The 18,093-nt window shown below is 32.1% G+C and carries 14 protein-coding genes, 1 tRNA gene and 2 rRNA genes (1 of these 17 only partly in view); 3 read left to right on the top strand and 14 right to left on the bottom strand.

Going from position 1 to position 18,093, the window contains the following annotated elements:
- Window positions 1-102 precede the first annotated feature (102 nt).
- The 4 genes from KQH81_RS12095 to KQH81_RS12110 all read right to left on the bottom strand — a co-directional run bounded on the left by KQH81_RS12095 (window position 103) and on the right by KQH81_RS12110 (window position 4,218).
- On the bottom strand, window positions 103-471 hold the full coding sequence (locus tag KQH81_RS12095) for a DUF1667 domain-containing protein (protein WP_027639584.1): 369 nt from the start codon (window positions 469-471) through the stop codon (window positions 103-105).
- Between the two features lie 4 nt (window positions 472-475).
- Window positions 476-1,738, bottom strand: coding sequence for an NAD(P)/FAD-dependent oxidoreductase (locus KQH81_RS12100; protein WP_027639585.1), 1,263 nt, complete (start codon window positions 1,736-1,738; stop codon window positions 476-478).
- A gap of 17 nt (window positions 1,739-1,755) precedes the next feature.
- Complete coding sequence (locus KQH81_RS12105; protein WP_027639586.1) at window positions 1,756-3,192, bottom strand: NAD(P)/FAD-dependent oxidoreductase; 1,437 nt, start codon at window positions 3,190-3,192, stop codon at window positions 1,756-1,758.
- Between the two features lie 195 nt (window positions 3,193-3,387).
- Complete coding sequence (locus tag KQH81_RS12110; RefSeq protein ID WP_027639587.1) at window positions 3,388-4,218, bottom strand: hypothetical protein; 831 nt, start codon at window positions 4,216-4,218, stop codon at window positions 3,388-3,390.
- A 242-nt stretch (window positions 4,219-4,460) separates the two neighbouring features.
- Here KQH81_RS12110 and KQH81_RS12115 point away from each other — a divergent pair, with 242 nt between their 5' ends.
- On the top strand, window positions 4,461-4,943 hold the full coding sequence (locus KQH81_RS12115) for a hypothetical protein (RefSeq protein WP_027639588.1): 483 nt from the start codon (window positions 4,461-4,463) through the stop codon (window positions 4,941-4,943).
- A gap of 49 nt (window positions 4,944-4,992) precedes the next feature.
- On the opposite strand, the gene KQH81_RS12120 is transcribed toward KQH81_RS12115, so the two are convergent.
- Together KQH81_RS12120 and yedF are read right to left on the bottom strand one after the other, a co-directional pair.
- A complete protein-coding gene (locus KQH81_RS12120) occupies window positions 4,993-6,984 on the bottom strand; it encodes a fructose-bisphosphatase class III (RefSeq protein ID WP_027639589.1) in 1,992 nt (663 codons plus the stop codon).
- Window positions 6,985-7,147: 163 nt separating this feature from the next.
- Window positions 7,148-7,726: a sulfurtransferase-like selenium metabolism protein YedF gene (gene yedF / locus KQH81_RS12125; RefSeq protein WP_027639590.1), complete on the bottom strand. Its 579-nt coding sequence runs from the start codon at window positions 7,724-7,726 to the stop codon at window positions 7,148-7,150.
- Window positions 7,727-7,918: 192 nt separating this feature from the next.
- Here yedF and KQH81_RS12130 point away from each other — a divergent pair, with 192 nt between their 5' ends.
- Window positions 7,919-9,772 (top strand): LTA synthase family protein, encoded by a 1,854-nt coding sequence (locus tag KQH81_RS12130; RefSeq protein WP_230028332.1) that lies wholly within the window; start codon window positions 7,919-7,921, stop codon window positions 9,770-9,772.
- A gap of 101 nt (window positions 9,773-9,873) precedes the next feature.
- Here the strand turns inward: KQH81_RS12130 and KQH81_RS12135 are convergent, their stop codons facing one another.
- The 5 genes from KQH81_RS12135 to KQH81_RS12155 form a co-directional block, all read right to left on the bottom strand.
- Complete coding sequence (locus KQH81_RS12135; RefSeq protein ID WP_027639592.1) at window positions 9,874-11,379, bottom strand: hypothetical protein; 1,506 nt, start codon at window positions 11,377-11,379, stop codon at window positions 9,874-9,876.
- A 9-nt stretch (window positions 11,380-11,388) separates the two neighbouring features.
- Window positions 11,389-12,807 (bottom strand): sensor histidine kinase, encoded by a 1,419-nt coding sequence (locus tag KQH81_RS12140; RefSeq protein ID WP_035771107.1) that lies wholly within the window; start codon window positions 12,805-12,807, stop codon window positions 11,389-11,391.
- A complete protein-coding gene (locus tag KQH81_RS12145; protein WP_027639594.1) occupies window positions 12,795-13,478 on the bottom strand; it encodes a response regulator transcription factor in 684 nt (227 codons plus the stop codon). The genes KQH81_RS12140 and KQH81_RS12145 overlap by 13 nt, the downstream gene beginning before the upstream one ends.
- 121 nt (window positions 13,479-13,599) lie before the next feature.
- The gene (locus KQH81_RS12150; protein ID WP_027639595.1) at window positions 13,600-14,514 is read right to left on the bottom strand and encodes a polysaccharide deacetylase family protein; all 915 of its coding nucleotides are present in this window, start codon (window positions 14,512-14,514) and stop codon (window positions 13,600-13,602) included.
- A gap of 129 nt (window positions 14,515-14,643) precedes the next feature.
- Window positions 14,644-15,408: a YdcF family protein gene (locus tag KQH81_RS12155; protein ID WP_027639596.1), complete on the bottom strand. Its 765-nt coding sequence runs from the start codon at window positions 15,406-15,408 to the stop codon at window positions 14,644-14,646.
- Window positions 15,409-15,706: 298 nt separating this feature from the next.
- Between KQH81_RS12155 and KQH81_RS12160 the strand changes: the two genes are divergently transcribed.
- A complete protein-coding gene (locus tag KQH81_RS12160) occupies window positions 15,707-16,021 on the top strand; it encodes an FHA domain-containing protein (protein WP_051196330.1) in 315 nt (104 codons plus the stop codon).
- Between the two features lie 89 nt (window positions 16,022-16,110).
- Here KQH81_RS12160 and KQH81_RS12165 read toward each other — a convergent pair.
- The 3 genes from KQH81_RS12165 to KQH81_RS12175 all read right to left on the bottom strand — a co-directional run.
- Window positions 16,111-16,185: transfer RNA gene (locus KQH81_RS12165), tRNA-Asn, on the bottom strand.
- A 7-nt stretch (window positions 16,186-16,192) separates the two neighbouring features.
- Window positions 16,193-16,310 (bottom strand): 5S ribosomal RNA (gene rrf, locus KQH81_RS12170).
- 133 nt (window positions 16,311-16,443) lie between these two features.
- Window positions 16,444-18,093, bottom strand: a 23S ribosomal RNA gene (locus KQH81_RS12175); it runs 1,254 nt beyond the window's last position.

Here is an 18,093-nt window from a genome sequence, read left to right on the forward strand (position 1 = left end):
ATTTGTAATTATATATAGGGCAGTGGATATTTAGAATCTACCTAAACATCCCTGCCCTTTCTATCTGTATATTATCTTTACTTATAATTTTTAATCTTAATCTTAATTTTTTGCTTCTATAGATCTTGTAGAAATAATGTTTATTCCTGTTCCCGCTACATTTTCAACCACTACTTCTCCAACTTTTATTGGTGCCTTTATTGTACATCCTTTTAGTGAACGTACAACATCAAATATTTTTCCCTTTGGTATATCTGCTTCTGTCTTTACTGGAACCATATCTACAGTTCCACCATCTACTTTTAAGGTAGAAGTAACTACTCTTGTAGGATTTGAAACTTCTTTTTTAGCATAATTCTCACCAATTTTGCATGTGTTTCCTGATACAGAAACTGCTTCTCCATCCTTAATTTCAACCTTTAAATTGCAGCCCATTGGGCATCCTATACAAATCAATTCTCTAACTTCCATGTGGCTACTCTCCTTCCACCTTTATAGTTATTTCCTTGCAGTTTGGATATTTATCAAACATTGCTTTTGTAAGTCTAACTGTTTCCATTTCACCTGGAGCTAGAACTCTCTTTTTCATATGAAGTTCTCTGCTTCCATCAAAGTACACAGATATATATTTATTCTTGAATACATCTCCTACTCTAAATCTAACTTCTAATTTATCCTTTATATTGTCTGCATATACTGTCTTTGGAACTGTATATCTTACACCTTCTGTAGCTATCATATCTATAGGCTTATCGCTTCTCTTCATTTCACCTTTAACAAATTTTGCTGCATTCATTCCTGCAGTGTAGCTTTCAAGTGTTACATAGTCAACTAAATCATGCACATGAAGAACATTTCCACATGCAAATATTCCATCTACATTTGTCTCCATCATATCATTAACTTCTGGTCCTGAGGTAACCTTAGATAACTTAACGTCTGCTTTAGCTGATAATACGTTATCTGGTATAAGTCCTACTGAAAGAAGCAAAGTATCACAAGGAATATATTCCTCAGTACCTTCTATTACTCTTCTATTCTCATCAACTTTTGCAATAGTCACTCCTTCAAGTCTCTCTTTTCCTCTTATCTCAGTCACTGTATGAGAAAGTTTTAGAGGAATATCAAAGTCATTTAAGCATTGCACTATATTACGTTTTAAACCGCCTGAGTATGGTAAAAGCTCTACTACAGCCTTAACGTTAGCACCTTCTAGTGTCATTCTTCTAGCCATTATAAGTCCTATATCTCCAGAACCGAGTATAACAACTTCTTTACCTGGCATATAGCCTTCTATATTTACAAATCTTTGAGCTGTACCAGCAGTATAAACACCAGCACATCTTGCCCCTGGTATATTTATAGCTCCTCTTGGCCTTTCTCTACATCCCATAGCAAGTACTATAGCCTTAGCCTTTATTTCAATAATTCCCTCTTCGCCATTTGCAGCTGTTATCACTTTATCTTTGTTAAGGTCTATTACTGTTGTATTAACCTTGTATACTATATTAAGTTTTTCTATTTCTTCAAAGAATCTCTCAGCATATTCAGGTCCTGTAAGCTCCTCTTTAAAAGTGTGAAGTCCAAAACCATTGTGTATACATTGATTTAGTATTCCACCTAAACTGTCATCCTTCTCTAGAACTATTATACTGTCTATTCCTTCTTTCTTAGCAGCTATTGCTGCTGCCATGCCTGCTGGTCCTCCACCTATTATGGCAATATCAAATTCCTTCATTGAACTCCCTCCACTAATTATAGATTCTCTTTATTCTCACCAATTAATATATTAGAATTGTCTGCACCTTTTTTAACCTCTGTCTTCGCTATATTAAGCTCTCTAGCTAATATATTAAGTATAGAAGAGCTGCAATAACCACCTTGACATCCGCCCATCATAGTTCTAGTTCTCTTCTTCACTCCATCTAGAGTTGTTGCTCCTAGAGGTCTATGAATTGCATCCATTATCTCTCCCTCTGTTACACATTCGCACCTACAAATTATTGTACCATATTTAGGGTTAGTTTTTATAAGAGCTTTTCTCTCTTCTAAAGACATTTCTCTAAATCTTGGTATTGCCTTAGTTACTGGATTGAAGTTTTCATTATTTTCTGGGTTTAATTTTTCTACGACTATATCTTTAATCATTTCTGCTATAGCTGGAGCACTAGATAATCCTGGTGATTCAATGCCAGCTGCATTTATAAAGTTTTTAGCATCCTCTCTTTCACCTATTACAAAGTCACCTTCTACATTACGTGCTCTAAGTCCTGAGAATGATGTTATTATATGACCTAGTGGAAGTGGATTCATAGTAAGCTTAGCTTTTTCTAGAACAAAGTCTAAACCCTCTTTAGTAGTAGTTAAATCATCCTTATCATCTATATCCTCAGCATTAGGTCCTATAAGAAGATTTCCATCTATAGTTGGAGTTATAAGAACTCCTTTTCCAAGTTTAGTTGGTAGTTGAAATACTGTCTTCGAAACAAGGTTTCCTACGGTATTATCGCATAAACAATACTCACCTTTTCTTGGAATAATCTTCATCTTATGCTCACTTACCATATTGTTTATCTCATCAGCATATACTCCTGCTGCATTTATTACAACTTTAGCTTCAAAATCTCCTTTATCAGTCTTTACACTATAATGTCCATCCTTTTTCTCTATATTCTTAACTTTTGTTTCTAATTTGAACTCTACACCATTTTCTGAAGCATTTTCAGCTAATGATATAGCAAAGCTATATGGACATATTATGCCGCCTGTTGGTGCATATAATGCACCTTGTGCACCTTCAGATATATTAGGCTCCATCTCTAAAAGTTCTTCTCTTGTCAATATTCTTATTCCTGGAACACCGTTCATTTCTCCTTGAACTTTTAGCTTTTCCAATTCAGATATATCGTTTTTGTCAAAACATATTACTAAAGAGCCATTTCTCTTAAATGGGAAATCTAATTCCTCCTTAAGTTTATCAAACATAGCATTTCCTCTAGCATTTAATCTACCTTTTAATGTATGAGGCTTTGCATCATATCCTGCGTGAATTATTGCACTGTTAGCCTTTGTTGTTCCATCTGATACATCATTGTTTTTTTCAAGTACGCAGGTCTTCAAGTTATATCTGCTCATCTCTCTAGCCACCGCTGACCCTATAACCCCAGCTCCTATAATGATAACGTCGAACATATAAAACCCTCCCATATTTTAAATTAATTTATGCTTTTTCATGAAATATTTTAAAAAAAGAGAACCAAAATAAACCATGGTACTGCCCATGACTTATTTTGGTTCTCTTATATCTCTACCAAAACATATTTAGTTTAATATCATTCTATCACATATATTGCTAAAACTCAATGCATTTATGGGTATTTAGTTAAATTATTCATAAATGTATTCATTAGAATAAAGAACTTGTCCATATTTTAAAAAGTTTACATTTTGAATCTGTCCTTTATCTCTATAGAAACATTGAAGAGTCATATCGTTTAATTCACTTTCGGTGTCACTTCTACATGCCATTCCAATAAACTCTTCTTCACTCATAAGCTCTTTAAATCCTATAGTAAATTCTTTTGTAGATTCTGAATCTTTTAGAGTCCTATTGTTTAACGTAAATATCAATATATCTTTAAATCCATATACTATATCACCTATATAGTTATCAGCTTCATCATAATAATTCATAGTCAAAACATTGTTGTCCATATCAAAAACACAGTTTTCCTTTAACTTTTGTCCCCATACATCATATACTCTGTCTCCACTTTCACTATAGATGATTTCCCTCTTTGAAATCATCTCACTTGATTCAGCTATAAAGCAAAACTCTTCTTTAACTATCCTATTGCTTCTATCTACTACTGACAATTTTGAAAATTCTATATCATTATTTTTGCTTACAGATAATACAGATTTTATATTGTAACTATCATCGTACTGTATATCGTTAATATACTTTATAGTCCCTTCCCCATCTTTTATTACCACTTTTTTGAGAAAACCTTCATTGTCATATCTATATTCCTTTATGCTAGTTACTTTTTTCTTTGCATTCCTACATATCTCTTTTATTTCACTTTTAGCGAATTTTCTCTCATGAATTTCTATTACGGATTTATTCCTATCATAAGTTAGCTTTTTGATCCATCTATCTTTCCAATTATCTTTTTTCTTTATTTCCATAAGAAATATAAGCAGCTTATCAAGCACTGCGCCACCCCCTAAAGTTTTTTATGTTAATCATAATATTAATTACAATTTTTTCTATATCCCTTATTATTATTTTATACTTCATCAATATATTTGATAACCTCTAATTTAGTAAAATTTCTTTTAACATATTTTAAATTCTAAAATTAAACTTATAATTTTGAGTAAATTTATATATTGATGTCATAGTATCAATAGTATAATATTATAATAAGATAATTAAAAATGCGAGGTAATTTTATATGAATAAAAATAATTATTGGATGGGCATAATTTTAATACTTTTAGGCTTGTACCTTCTAATGGACAGAGTACTTCATTTCGAAATCTTAGATATGGGAACTATAATATTTTTAGGAATCGGATTATTTTTTGAAGTAAGGTATTTTAAGTCTAAATCTGGAAATGAAAATTTAGTCATAGGCGGTTTATTTCTAACTATGGGAGTTCTCAGACTTTTAAGTGACTTTCCTATACTTTGGTCTCTAGGTCTCTCAAGTATAAGAGATATCCCCCTTGGAATATCAGTCGGACTTTTCCAACTATACATTTTTTCTAATAAGGATTCACGTGTTTTAATAGGAGCTTTAGCTCTTATGATATTTTCAATTTTTCCTCTTTTAAAATTCTATTTTACATGGATTAGCAGCGAATTTTTATTTCCGATACTTCTTATAGTATTTGGAGTTCTATTTCTTATAAATGCTCTTAGAAAAGATTCTTAGTGAAACAAAGGTATGAATTTCCTAGTAGATATTCATACCTTTTTATTTTCTATTTTTTCTCTTTTATAAGTCCTTTTCTATATGCTGATAGAAGTACTTTTAAGTCTTTTATTCTAGTCATCAATTCCTGACCTACATCAGTATCTTCAACTCTTTTCCTTTGCACAACTCTCTCTAAAACCATGGTACTAGAAAGAATATCGCTTTCCTCTTTTATAGCAGATTCGGTTGATTTAAATGGTTCATGACTTATGAGCTGCAGACCAAAGGAATTATATATTAGTGTGTAACCTGCCATTCCAGTTTTACCTTGATAAGCTTTGGAAAATCCTCCATCTATAACCAAAAGTTTTCCATTAGCTTTTATTGGGCTTTCCCCTTTTTTTCTTTCAACTGGAATATGCCCATTTATTATATGCGAACTTTCCACATCCAGCCCAAATTCCTTAAGAACATTATTGCACATATTCTCATCATCACGTAATTTATAGTAGGTATTTTTAGCTTCTTTGTGAGTATTTTTATCATCTATAAAATACCTTTCAAAAGTTGTCATTCTGTCCTTACCAAATAAAGATGAATTAGGGCCTGTCCACTGATACCACATATAATCCATTCCATAAAGTTTCGCTTCTTTATTATTTTCGTAAAAATAACCTTCCCTACATACTTTTTCTGCTTCATCCAAAAGACCTTTACCTTTAAACTTTTTCCCCTTAACTATAACCTCTCTAAAGGTTCCATCTTCATTTAAAGGTATACATCCATGGAACATAAGATTCGAATTATACTTAAGATATATACTTCCCGCAGTAAATAAGAATCTTATATGTCTTTGAAGTTTTTCGCTGTTTACAAATGAAGATTTAAGCTTTTCTATAAGTTCCTTTTCTTCCTTTGTAAGTTTATATGGGTTTTTCTTGTCTATAGTTGGAAAACTTGTATCATTTAGTTTGTAAACTTTGCCATCTAACTCTATAGTTCCATCATCATAATTTATTTTATTTAGTAAAAGTCGATGATCCATATTGAAGTCAGGTCTTCTCTTTATAACTTCACCTTCAAGTTTAAACTGAATTATAGCTATAGCTTTGTGCATTCTAGCTATAAGCTCCTGTTCAGTTACACTATATTCATTTTCCGAGTCAAATTTAGGCTTAAAGTTATTGCAAGGATCTTTTTTATAGCACTCTAGTGCAAATGTTGCAAGTGGAAGCATATTTATACCATATCCATCTTCTAATGTATCTAAGTTTGCATATCTTGCACATATTCTTATTACATTAGCTATACATACTTCTGATCCAGCGGCAGCCCCCATCCATAATATATCATGATTTCCCCATTGTATATCTACACTATGATAATTTATAAGTGTATCTAATATTATATGAGCTCCCGGTCCTCTATCATATATGTCACCAATTATGTGAAGCCTGTCTATTACAAGTCTTTGTATAAGTTTTGATATAGCTATTATAAATTCCCTAGCTCTATCTATACTTATTATTGTCTGGATAATCTCTTCATAGTATTCCTCTTTATCTTCTCTTCCAGGCTGCTCATGAAGCAATTCCTCAATTATATATGAAAAATCAGTTGGGAGAGCTTTTCTCACTTTAGAACGAGTGTATTTAGATGATACATGTCTACATATTGCTATAAGCCTATATAATGTTATCCTATACCAGTCATCTATATTCTCTTCTTCTTTTAAAACTATTTCTAATTTTTGTTCTGGATAATATATTAAAGTTGCTAAACTCTTCTTTTCACTGCTTCTAAGTGAATTTCCAAATACATCATTTATTTTTCTTTTTATAACTCCTGAAGCATTCTTTAAAACATGAACAAACGGCTCATACTCACCATGAATATCAGTTAAAAAATGCTCTGTTCCTTTTGGCAAATTTAATATTGCTTGAAGATTTATTATTTCTGTTGTAGCTGAGCTTATTGTTGGATATCTATTTGCTAAAAGATTCAAATATCTTAAATCACTATTTATATCCTCTATACAGCTTTCTCCCAAAAACGCCATACTAATCCTCCTATTTAGTATATTCTTTTAAATATATATGCTATATTATATAGCTTATTATACTATGTTGTTCCCACTTTTACTACTAAATTTGAAAATTTTTCATGGCGATTTTTTAAAAATAGCATCCTAAATATTTTAGGATGCTATTTAATATATCTTATTATAATTTTATAGTATTCTGAGCCTTGTTCATAATCTCTACAATTGTATACATATTAGTTATTTCACCTATAGCAAGCTTTTCTTTAATTCCATAAAAATCCAAACATGTGCCGCAGCTTAATATGTTTACTCCTTCTTTAGAAATCTTTTCTATACTTTCAATACAAGGAGATCCTTCTATAACAAGCTTTACTCCTCCATTTAAGAAAACTAAATTTGTAGGAAGCTCTGAACTTTCAGATAGTGCAAATAAATAACTCTTCATAAGAGTTTCTCCTAGTTTCTCATCCCCACCACCAAGCTTATCCGATGAAATGATGATTGCTGTCTCTTTATCAAAATTCATGATTTCACAGCCACAACTTTCTTTAGTTATTGTTATATTAAAAAATTCTCCATCCTCCAAAACTTCATATGTAAATCCATTGCTATCTGCAAGTTTGCATATATTATTCTTAGCCACTTCATTATCCACTATAACCTTAGCTTGTCCCTCTTCTATTGTATCAAAATATTTTTTAGTATTTATAACAGGTGCTGGACACTTCAAACCCTTACAATCTATAATTTTCATCACTATACCACCTCTACTTTATTTATAATTTAATTATATCATATAGGATAAATTTTGAGATTTGAATTATGAATAGGTAATGTTGAATCTATTTATATTTTCAATAATTAAATTTAGAGCAAAATCTTTCTATTTGAATTTTATTCTCAATTGTACTATAATTTAGAGGTAAAACTACAGAAAAGGGTGAAGCATATGGATATAAAACAGTTTGCAAAAGATAAAGTGTCTACTATAGATAAGACTTTCATAATGAGAACTATTCTATTTGTTATAGTGACAGTTGGCTTACTTTTAAAATCCTTTATATTTTTAGGATTTACTTTAAATGAAAATATTTACTCTCTAAATTTTTCATTAGGCTACAATGAAGGAACCTATTTTTACAAATACTATTTAGCCTTTATATTGGCTTTCCTTTCATTCTATTTCTTATTTAAGAATAGAGGAAAACTTAGATTCCTATTCATTATGGACATCTTTTTAACACTTATAATAGCTGTTGATTTATGGTATTATAGAGGATTTAGAACAGTTCCTTCGTTAATAATAGTAAAACAAACAGCAAACTTGGACAACCTGACCAGTTCTACATTATCAATGATGAGTCCTTTAGATATATTACTCTTTATCGATATAATATTATTCATATTATTATGGATAAAACTAAAACCTGTATATAAAGAAGCTAAAAGAAGTGTCAGTCTGTTTATACTAACGTTTGTTATTTCTGTAGGCTTTATCGCCTATGTTCCTTTTGTAACTAACGTGCTTAAGAAGGATCATTCTAAAAGCTACATATATGGAATGTATGATCCAAATGATACAACTGTATACTTTTCTCCTATAGGATATCATGTATTTAATGCCTATCAGGTTTATAGAGATTCTAAACCTCTTGATTTAAAGGCTGAAGAAGTTAACGAAATTAAAGAGTGGTATAATTACAAAAACGAAAATCTTCCTGATAATGAATACAAAGGAAAGTTCGCTGGCAAGAATCTTGTAGTTCTTCAAGTTGAATCTTTAGAAAGTTTTGTTATTGGAGAAAAGGTTAATGGTGAAGAAATTACTCCTAATCTAAACAAACTTTTATCTAACAGTATATATTTCCCTCATATAAAAGAGCAGGTTAATGAGGGTACAAGCTCTGACTCTGATTTAATGGTAAATGCATCAGTATTCCCATTAAGACAAGGAAGTACATTTTTTAGTTATCCAGTAACAACTTATAATTCTATGCCTAAGCTTTTAAAAGAATTAGGTTATGAAAATTTAGCAATCCATCCTGACAAGGGTCCTTTCTGGAATTGGATGGAAGGTCTAAAGGGTGTTGGTTTTGATAATTTAATTGATTATTATAGTTTTGATGATGATGAATCTATTGGACTTGGAATAAGTGATAGAACTTATCTTAAACAGATAGTTCCAAAGCTTGCAGATTTAAAAGAACCATTTTATAGCTTTATGGTTACTCTTACAAGCCATGGACCATTTGATTTACCAGCAGAATATCGTGAAATGAAACTACCTGATGAAATAGAAAATAATATATTAGGAGACTATTTCCAAAGCATTCATTATACAGATGAACAAATAGGAATGTTTGTAGATCTTCTAGATCAAGAAGGCCTTCTTGATAATACAGTTATAGCTATAACTGGAGATCATACTGGTATTCATAAATATTACACTGATAAACTTGCGACTTTAAACAATCCTAAACAATCATGGATGGATATAACTTGGGACATACCTCTTATGATTTACGATAAGAATTCTGATTCAGGAAAAACTTTTGATACCATTGGAGGTCAAATAGACACTATGCCTACTCTAGCTTACTTAATGGGTATAGATGAAAATAAATATATTAACTCAGCTATGGGAAGAAATCTTTTAAATACAAAGAAAAGTTTCGCTGTTCTTACTAATAGAACTGTTTTAGGTGATGTCAGCAAAGAAGATAAAGAACATGCTATAAAAGGCTTAGACCTTGCTGATAAGATAATAAAAAGCAATTACTTTGAAAAATATTACAAAAAATAACTAAAATATATATTAACTAATTTTAATTTCACAATAAATCCCGAACCCTTTCGAGTTCGGGATTTATATTTTTTTAATATTGCTTATCATAGCCTCACTTTTTATTTCAATAGTTTTCTAGATTTTATATTTAAGTCTTCATCCCATTTATATATAAAGGAACCAGTTGCCCATTCAGCCATTATGACTTCTTCACCTGGATCTATATCTATTTTACTCAATGGTGATGGTTGCAGCATATTATTTTTAATATTATATACAGATATATTATCTTCATTTATAATTAAGGCAAATTTATTATTAGGAGCTGTATAAGCATCTATAGCATCTGGTATAGCAGATTTTATCAAATTCCACGGTATATACAAATCATCATAATTTAATATACCTTTAGTCAAAAGTAAATTTACATTAAAGTCCATTATTTCATCCCTTACTTGAGCTTTTCCTACTACATTCCAATTGCCATTTTTTCTTTTTATAGTAAAATTATTTTCCTTTAACATACTTTCATCAAATTCTACTCCATAAGTCTCTTCAATGGCTTTTTTACCTGAAGCCATGAATATATCTCTTGCCCTTTCTCCAAGTACATCTGAAATTTTAAGGCCCGTACTATAATTTAAATTATCTATAGGCAAGAATCTATAGTATCCATTTAGAAAATTATTATTTTCATCTGTTATTCTATTCTCTATTGCTATATAGTTGTTAGTAACAAAAAGGATCTCCTTGGCTATGTTTCTCTGTTTTTTAATAGGAATTTCAGAGTTGTTGTTATCATTCTTAGGAACTTTCAAGTCTCGGTTTAATGACTTAGCTGTCATAGTATCTACATAAACTCCATTATCATAATGACGTGATGTAACTAAATCCCAAAAACCATTTTGTCTAGGAATTACAAGACCATTTATTTCATATGATGGTCTAAGTCCAGAAGAATCATAAGATATCCATAAAGTTCTATAAGATATATCACCATTACTATCTTTATTTTTTAATCCTAATAGCACTCCGCTTTCTGGAAGAGATGTACTTATCTTTTTTTTATCAATTTCATTTCTTATATTGTCTTTGTCGTCATGCTTAGATTTATTAGTACTATTTAAATCGTCTTTAAGCTTTTCTGTTTCATCTGACGTCTTTTTAAGATAAAGGAATCCATTCTGTACACACATTATTATTTCTTCATCGCTAACTTTTATAATGTCATACATGCTTTTATCACCTGATGTTATTTGTATAATGCTCATATTATCTGTATTCTTTAAATCTAAAATATTAGAATCCATTTTATATTGCTTTACTACATAGTCATTTATATTTACATATTTAACCTTATAATAAGGTTGTATATATAGGTCCTTTCCAAAGGATGCAAATTCATTGCTGAATTGAGCAGTAATTTCTAAATATTTATCTTCTTCATCAGAATTTTCTTTTATAGGCTTAAAATTTTTAACTTCCCATGTACCTCTGATAGGAATATCCTCATTATTAGGTGCAATTATTTTATTATTCACATCTGCATTTTTTACATTGAGGCAGCCTGAAAAAAATACTGATACTAAAACCACAATTAAAAATGTACAAATATTTTTTTTCATATTCTCCTCCTATTCATCAGTTAACAAAGGGAATTCTATAGTTATACATGTTCCCACTCCTAATTCACTTTCTATATCTAACTTTCCATTATGCACTTCTACAAGCTTATCACAAATACTTAATCCTATCCCATTTTGTGATTTGCTACTCTTACCTTTAAAAAACTTTTCTTTGACATGAGGTAGTTCATCTTCTCCTATACCGCACCCATTATCTTGTACTTTTATTATAAGTTTATAACCATCACGATAAACTTTTAAGTTGACTTTTCCTCCACGTTCTGTAAACTTAAAGCTATTATCTAATAAATTTATCAATACCTGCTTTATTCTATTTTTATCTATATATAGTTTTGGAATATCACTCTCTATTTCTACATTAAATTGTATTCCGTCTCTATCTGCCCTAAGACTCATATGCTTTCTAATATACTGTACAATATCCTCAATGCTTTCCCATGATTTCTTTATATCCATATGCCCAGATACAAGCTTTGAAAAGCTCAATAGTTCCTCCACCATAGAACTTAATCTATCGCATTCATTTTCAATTATATCTAATCCATCCTTGAGCATACCTTTATCTATATCATCATATTTTAAAGTGACGGCCCAGCCTTTTATAGATGTTAACGGTGTTCTAAGTTCATGTGATACATTTGAAATAAATTCATTTTTCAAACTATCCTTCTTAACTATTTCTGATGCCATATAATTTAAAGTATCTGAAAGTTTTCCAACTTCATCATTCCTAAGCTTTGTGCTCTTTACAGTAAAATCGCCATCAGCCATCTTTTCAGCAACTTTGGTAACAGATTTTATCGGATTTATTATACTTTTAGCTAATATAAAGCTAACAAGTACTCCCATAATCATTACAAAAATAGCAATAGCTAAAAACACATATGTTATACTTTTTATTTCATTATCTACTTCTCTAAGAGATGTTATAAAGCGTATAACCCCTTCAATCTCACCATATCTTTTTAAGGGATATGAAACAGACATCACATTTGAATCACTATATAAAACTCTTCCTGTCCATACTCCTTTTTCTCCATTTAAAGCTTTTTTTACATCTTCAGTTAATGTCTTTGTATTTCCACTACCTATGGAATCAAGAAGGAGCTTTCCATTCTTATCCATAACCTGTACTTGAGCATCTGTTTGATTCCAAAACACATCAACATTGGATAATATATTTTCCTCTAAAGTCGCATTAGAAAAATATTTGTTATAGAAGTCCGAAGATATTTTAACTTGATTAGTAAGTAAATCCTCTATATTTTGATAATAATACTGCTTTATAAATAATGTAGTCAATAATTCCAAAAGAACTATGCTTATGATTATTACAAGCATAAAATTTCTAACTAATTTACTTCTTATGCTAACTTCTTTTTCTTTTTTAATTTTTATTTTTTCCATCTATAGCCAGTTCCCCATACAGTTTCTATAAATCTAGGATTAGATGAGTCATCTTCAATTTTAGCTCTTAATCTTCTTATATTAACATCTACTATTTTAGGATCACCTACAAAATCATATCCCCATACCAAGTTTAGTAGCTCATCTCTACTAAATGCTTTTCCAGGGTTCTCTATAAATATTCTAAACATCATATATTCTTTTGGAGTTATATCTATTTCTATATCATTCTTAAGGAGCTTTTGGGAATATAAATCAAGTTTAAATGGAGGAAAATTTATTATATCTTCTTCATCTTCTAAATTCCCCTCAATTCTTCTAAGTAACGCCTTTGCCCTTAATATAAGTTCAACTGGATTAAATGGCTTTATCACATAATCATCTGCTCCATATTCTAAGCCCATTATTTTATCCATATCCTGATCCTTTGCAGTAAGCATTATTATTCCTATGTCAGGCATATCCTTTCTTAATGCCTCACATACTTGAAATCCATTTATTCCGGGAAGCATTACATCTAAAATTGCTATGTCAGGTTTTTCTATCATTGCAAGTCTTAAACCTTCCTCGCCGCTTCCAGCTTCTATTACTTTAAAATCATTTCTTTGAAAATTTATTCTTAAAAACCCTCTAATACTTACTTCATCTTCAACGATTAGGATTTTTTTCATAAATTAACACCTCCTAAATTCACCTCATTTTATATTATCATATTTCCTAATATATAATAAGAGAAGTATAAATACTTCTCTTATTATATACAAAATAAAATTTTAAATTATATAACTTGTACTATTTAATAGTTCTAAATTCGTATCCTTGAGATTTTAAATACTGTATTACTTGTGGTAGCGCTTCTGCGGTAGCTTCTTTTTTATAAGTATCATGCATTAAAATGACAACTTTTTCATGATCTTTTGTGGTAGTCTTTACTCTTTCTAAAAGATCTTGTGGTGTTCTCTTTTTGCCTTCTGCATCACCATTTAAGGCATTCCAATCTATATAATGTATTCCATTCTCTTTAAATTTAGCTTTGATAGGATCTTGCCCTTTCCAAGACATAAGTCCTCCTGGAAATCTAAATACTTTTGTATCAAACTCTGGTCCAATAGTTTCACGTATCTTGTCATTAGTCTTTTGATATTCTTCCATAACCTTATTTACATCTATAACTCTACCTGGATATAATATCTTATATTCATGAGTATAGCTATGATTTGCTAATGCATTACCTTCTTCAACTATTCTTTTTAAAAGTCCTTTACTGTCATCATTTATAGCTTGTCCGACAATAAAAAATGTAGCTTTTACATTTTCATTTTTTAAAGTATCCAAAATTTTAGGAGTTACTGTTGTTGATGGACCATCATCAAAAGTAAGATATGCTACTTTTTTTCCATCTCTTTCATAAGTATTCTTAACAACAGTTTCTACAAACTCTCCAGAATCAGCATATTTCATACCTTCTTCTGAAACATTAGCTCCTTTTACTACAAGCGATTTCTTTTTCTCTTCTTTCTTTGTAGCTTCATCCTCATCTTTTCCAGATGCGACTTTTATATTTTCTGCCTTAGCTTGTTCATTATTTTTATTTAAAACTACTTGAACACCTATTATTGAAATAGTCACTAAAACTAATATAGACACTCCTGTAAAAAATCTTCTTCTCTTTTGCTTTTGTCTTTTATTGTACGTATATTTTTTCATTGTGACTCCCTCACCTCAATTTTACTTTATCTCTTAAGTTTCTATAATTTATTATAATAAATTATAGAAACTTATCAATTACAAAGGAGTTACAGTTTGTAATTATATTCATAAGTTAATCTTAAATTTTCATACCCTGTCGAATATGAAAGATTTAAATATTCCAAAGAACTCTCTGGTGTAGTAAGTTGGTGCTAACAAAGGATTTGTCTTGTTTCCTATAAAAGATAATTTAATATAACCATTTCTTTTCGCTAAAATACTACTTCTAAAGCAATGATAATTGCTTGTAATAACTTTTATATTTATCTCATCAATTGTTTTACCACTATTTTTTTCTATAATTTCTTTTGAAAACTTAAAATTCTCCATTGTATTTCTAGCATTATCCTCTATCAACACTCTTTTTTCTTCTATACCATTTTGAACTAAATATCTTTTCATAGCAAGAGCTTCTGGTATAGTTTCTCCTGGGCCTCTTCCCCCTGTCACTACTATATAATTATTTGTATTTTTATTATACTCTATTGCTTTATTCATTCTTTCTTTCAAACTTAAGGTCATCTCTTCACCCTTTAATCCAGCTCCCAATATTATATTATAATCACAGGTTCCCTTATCAGAATTTGCTCCAAAACCTATAATAATTCCTTCAATACCTATAAAAACAATTAGAACTATAAACATAAGAATCTTTAAAATCTTCATAGGTTTCTTATATTTTTTACTTTTATTAAATTTAAATTTCTTATTTAAAATCTCATAAATTATCAATCCTAGCCCTATAATTAAAAATATTTCACTAAATGCAACTTTTCCCATTATAGAATTTAAAGCTAAGTAATATACTATACTTATTAAGCCTATTATTATAAAAACAAAATTTTTTTTCATTACTTCTCCTCCTACCCCATAAACTTATAATATAACAATTTACATAAATAGTAAATATATTAATATTGATGACATTTTTATCTTATGGTCAATTGTTATAACAGTCGTACCTTTTTTTAATAGAAGACTGAAAGGTCAGCGCCACTATATAATGGCTTCTAACCTTAAAATGAAGTTAAAGCTCAACTGAAACAAGAGTTTATTTTATATAATTACATTAAAAATATTAAGATTTCTATTTATTTTCATCATAAATTGTAATACAATTATAAGTATCATTGCTTATAGGAGGTAATATATGGATTTATCAGGTATTCAACAATTAGCTCTAAAAAACTTAAAAGATAGATCTGTAGTAGAAATCCCTTCTGCTGGATGTATCATAGGTAGAGATGGAAACTTAAATCCATCCTATTTTACGGATTTTAAATACGTAAGCCGGCACCATGCTAAAATTTATTATTTTAGAGGCAAATATTTTATCCAAGATTTAAATAGTACTAATGGAACTAAAGTTAATGGATTAAAGATAGAAAATTACATGGGAACTCCCATTAAAGGTGGAGATAGGATTTCTTTAGCCGATATAGACTTTGAAGTAATTTACTTGTGATAATAAAAATCATACTATACAAAAAAGAGTAATACAAAATTGTATCACTCTTTTTATCTAAATAAATTTAATTTTTTCAAAAAAAAAAGTGGCTCCGCGAAAAGGATTCGAACCTTCAACCTATCGGTTAACAGCCGAGTGCTCCACCGTTGAGCTATCGCGGAATGCCTGACCTGGCGACCACCTACTCTCCCACAGAGCCTCCCCTGCAGTACCATCAGCCGTAATTTGCTTGACCTTCGTGTTCGGAATGGAAACGGGTATTACCAAATTACGCATCATCACCAGATGCTTAGTTTTTCCTAAATCTTCGATTTAGCTGAAAAACTGTACTCCTCACTTCAGTGAGTGAGTTTCCTTTGAAAGAACTTAATTATTCTTTCAAAATTGCACACAGATTTTCTTTTCTATCTTTGTTTTCTTTGATTAAGTCCTCGACCTATTAGTATGAGTCAGCTGAATACATTGCTGCACTTACACCTCTCACCTATCTACCTTGTGTTCTTCAAGGGGTCTTACTAACTTACGTTATGGGAAATCTCATCTTGAGGGGGGCTTCACGCTTAGATGCTTTCAGCGTTTATCCCTTCCCGACTTAGCTACCCAGCTATGCTCCTGGCGGAACAACTGGTGCACCAGAGGTCAGTCCATCCCGGTCCTCTCGTACTAAGGACAGCTCCTCTCAAATTTCCTACGCCCGCGACGGATAGGGACCGAACTGTCTCACGACGTTCTGAACCCAGCTCGCGTGCCGCTTTAATGGGCGAACAGCCCAACCCTTGGGACCTACTTCAGCCCCAGGATGCGACGAGCCGACATCGAGGTGCCAAACCTCCCCGTCGATGTGGACTCTTGGGGGAGATCAGCCTGTTATCCCCGAGGTAGCTTTTATCCGTTGAGCGATGGCCCTCCCACGAGGTACCACCGGATCACTAAGCCCGACTTTCGTCCCTGCTCGACTTGTTGGTCTTGCAGTCAGGCTCCCTTCTGCCTTTGCACTCTTCGAAGGATTTCCGACCCTTCTGAGGGAACCTTTGGGCGCCTCCGTTACTTTTTTGGAGGCGACCGCCCCAGTCAAACTGCCCACCTAACAATGTCCCGTCACCAGCTTCATGGTGCCCGGTTAGAATCCCAGTACTGTCAGGGTGGTATCCCAAGGGTGGCTCCACAGGACCTGACGATCCTATTTCTCAGCCTCCCACCTATCCTGTACAGACAATACCGGAACTCAATGCTAAATTGCAGTAAAGCTCTACGGGGTCTTTCCGTCCAATCGCGGGTAGCCAGCATCTTCACTGGCACTACAATTTCGCCGGATTTGCAGTTGAGACAGTGCCCAAGTCATTACGCCATTCGTGCGGGTCAGAACTTACCTGACAAGGAATTTCGCTACCTTAGGACCGTTATAGTTACGGCCGCCGTTTACTGGGGCTTAAGTTCACACCTTCGCCTAAACTAAGTGTTCCCCTTAACCTTCCAGCACCGGGCAGGCGTCAGCCCCTATACATCAGCTTTCGCTTTAGCAGAGACCTGTGTTTTTGCTAAACAGTTGCTTGGGCCTATTCTCTGCGACCATATTTCTATGGCACTCCTTCTCCCGAAGTTACGGAGTCAATTTGCCGAGTTCCTTAACTGCAATTCTTCCGATGGCCTTAGGATTCTCTCCTCACCTACCTGTGTCGGTTTGCGGTACGGGCACTACTTTGCTCCCTAGAGGCTTTTCTTGGCAGCGTGGAATCAGATACTTCAGCCACTTGGGCCTTCCCCATAACACCTCAACATTATAAAGACGGATTTGCCTATCTTTACTGTCTAAGTGCTTAGACTAACATCCATTAGTTAGCACATCTTATCCTCCTGCGTCACCCCATTGGTCATACGCTTATAGTGGTATCGGAATATCAACCGATTGTCCATCACCTACGCCTTTCGGCCTCGGCTTAGGTCCCGACTAACCCTGAGCGGACGAGCCTTCCTCAGGAAACCTTAGGTTTTCGGCCAGTGAGATTCTCACTCACTTCTCGCTACTTATGCCAGCATTCTCACTCCTATGTCGTCCACTGCTCCTTTCG

Origin of the sequence: Clostridium cadaveris (assembly GCF_020911725.1) — a bacterium.
Taxonomy (GTDB): domain Bacteria; phylum Bacillota; class Clostridia; order Clostridiales; family Clostridiaceae; genus Clostridium_X; species Clostridium_X cadaveris.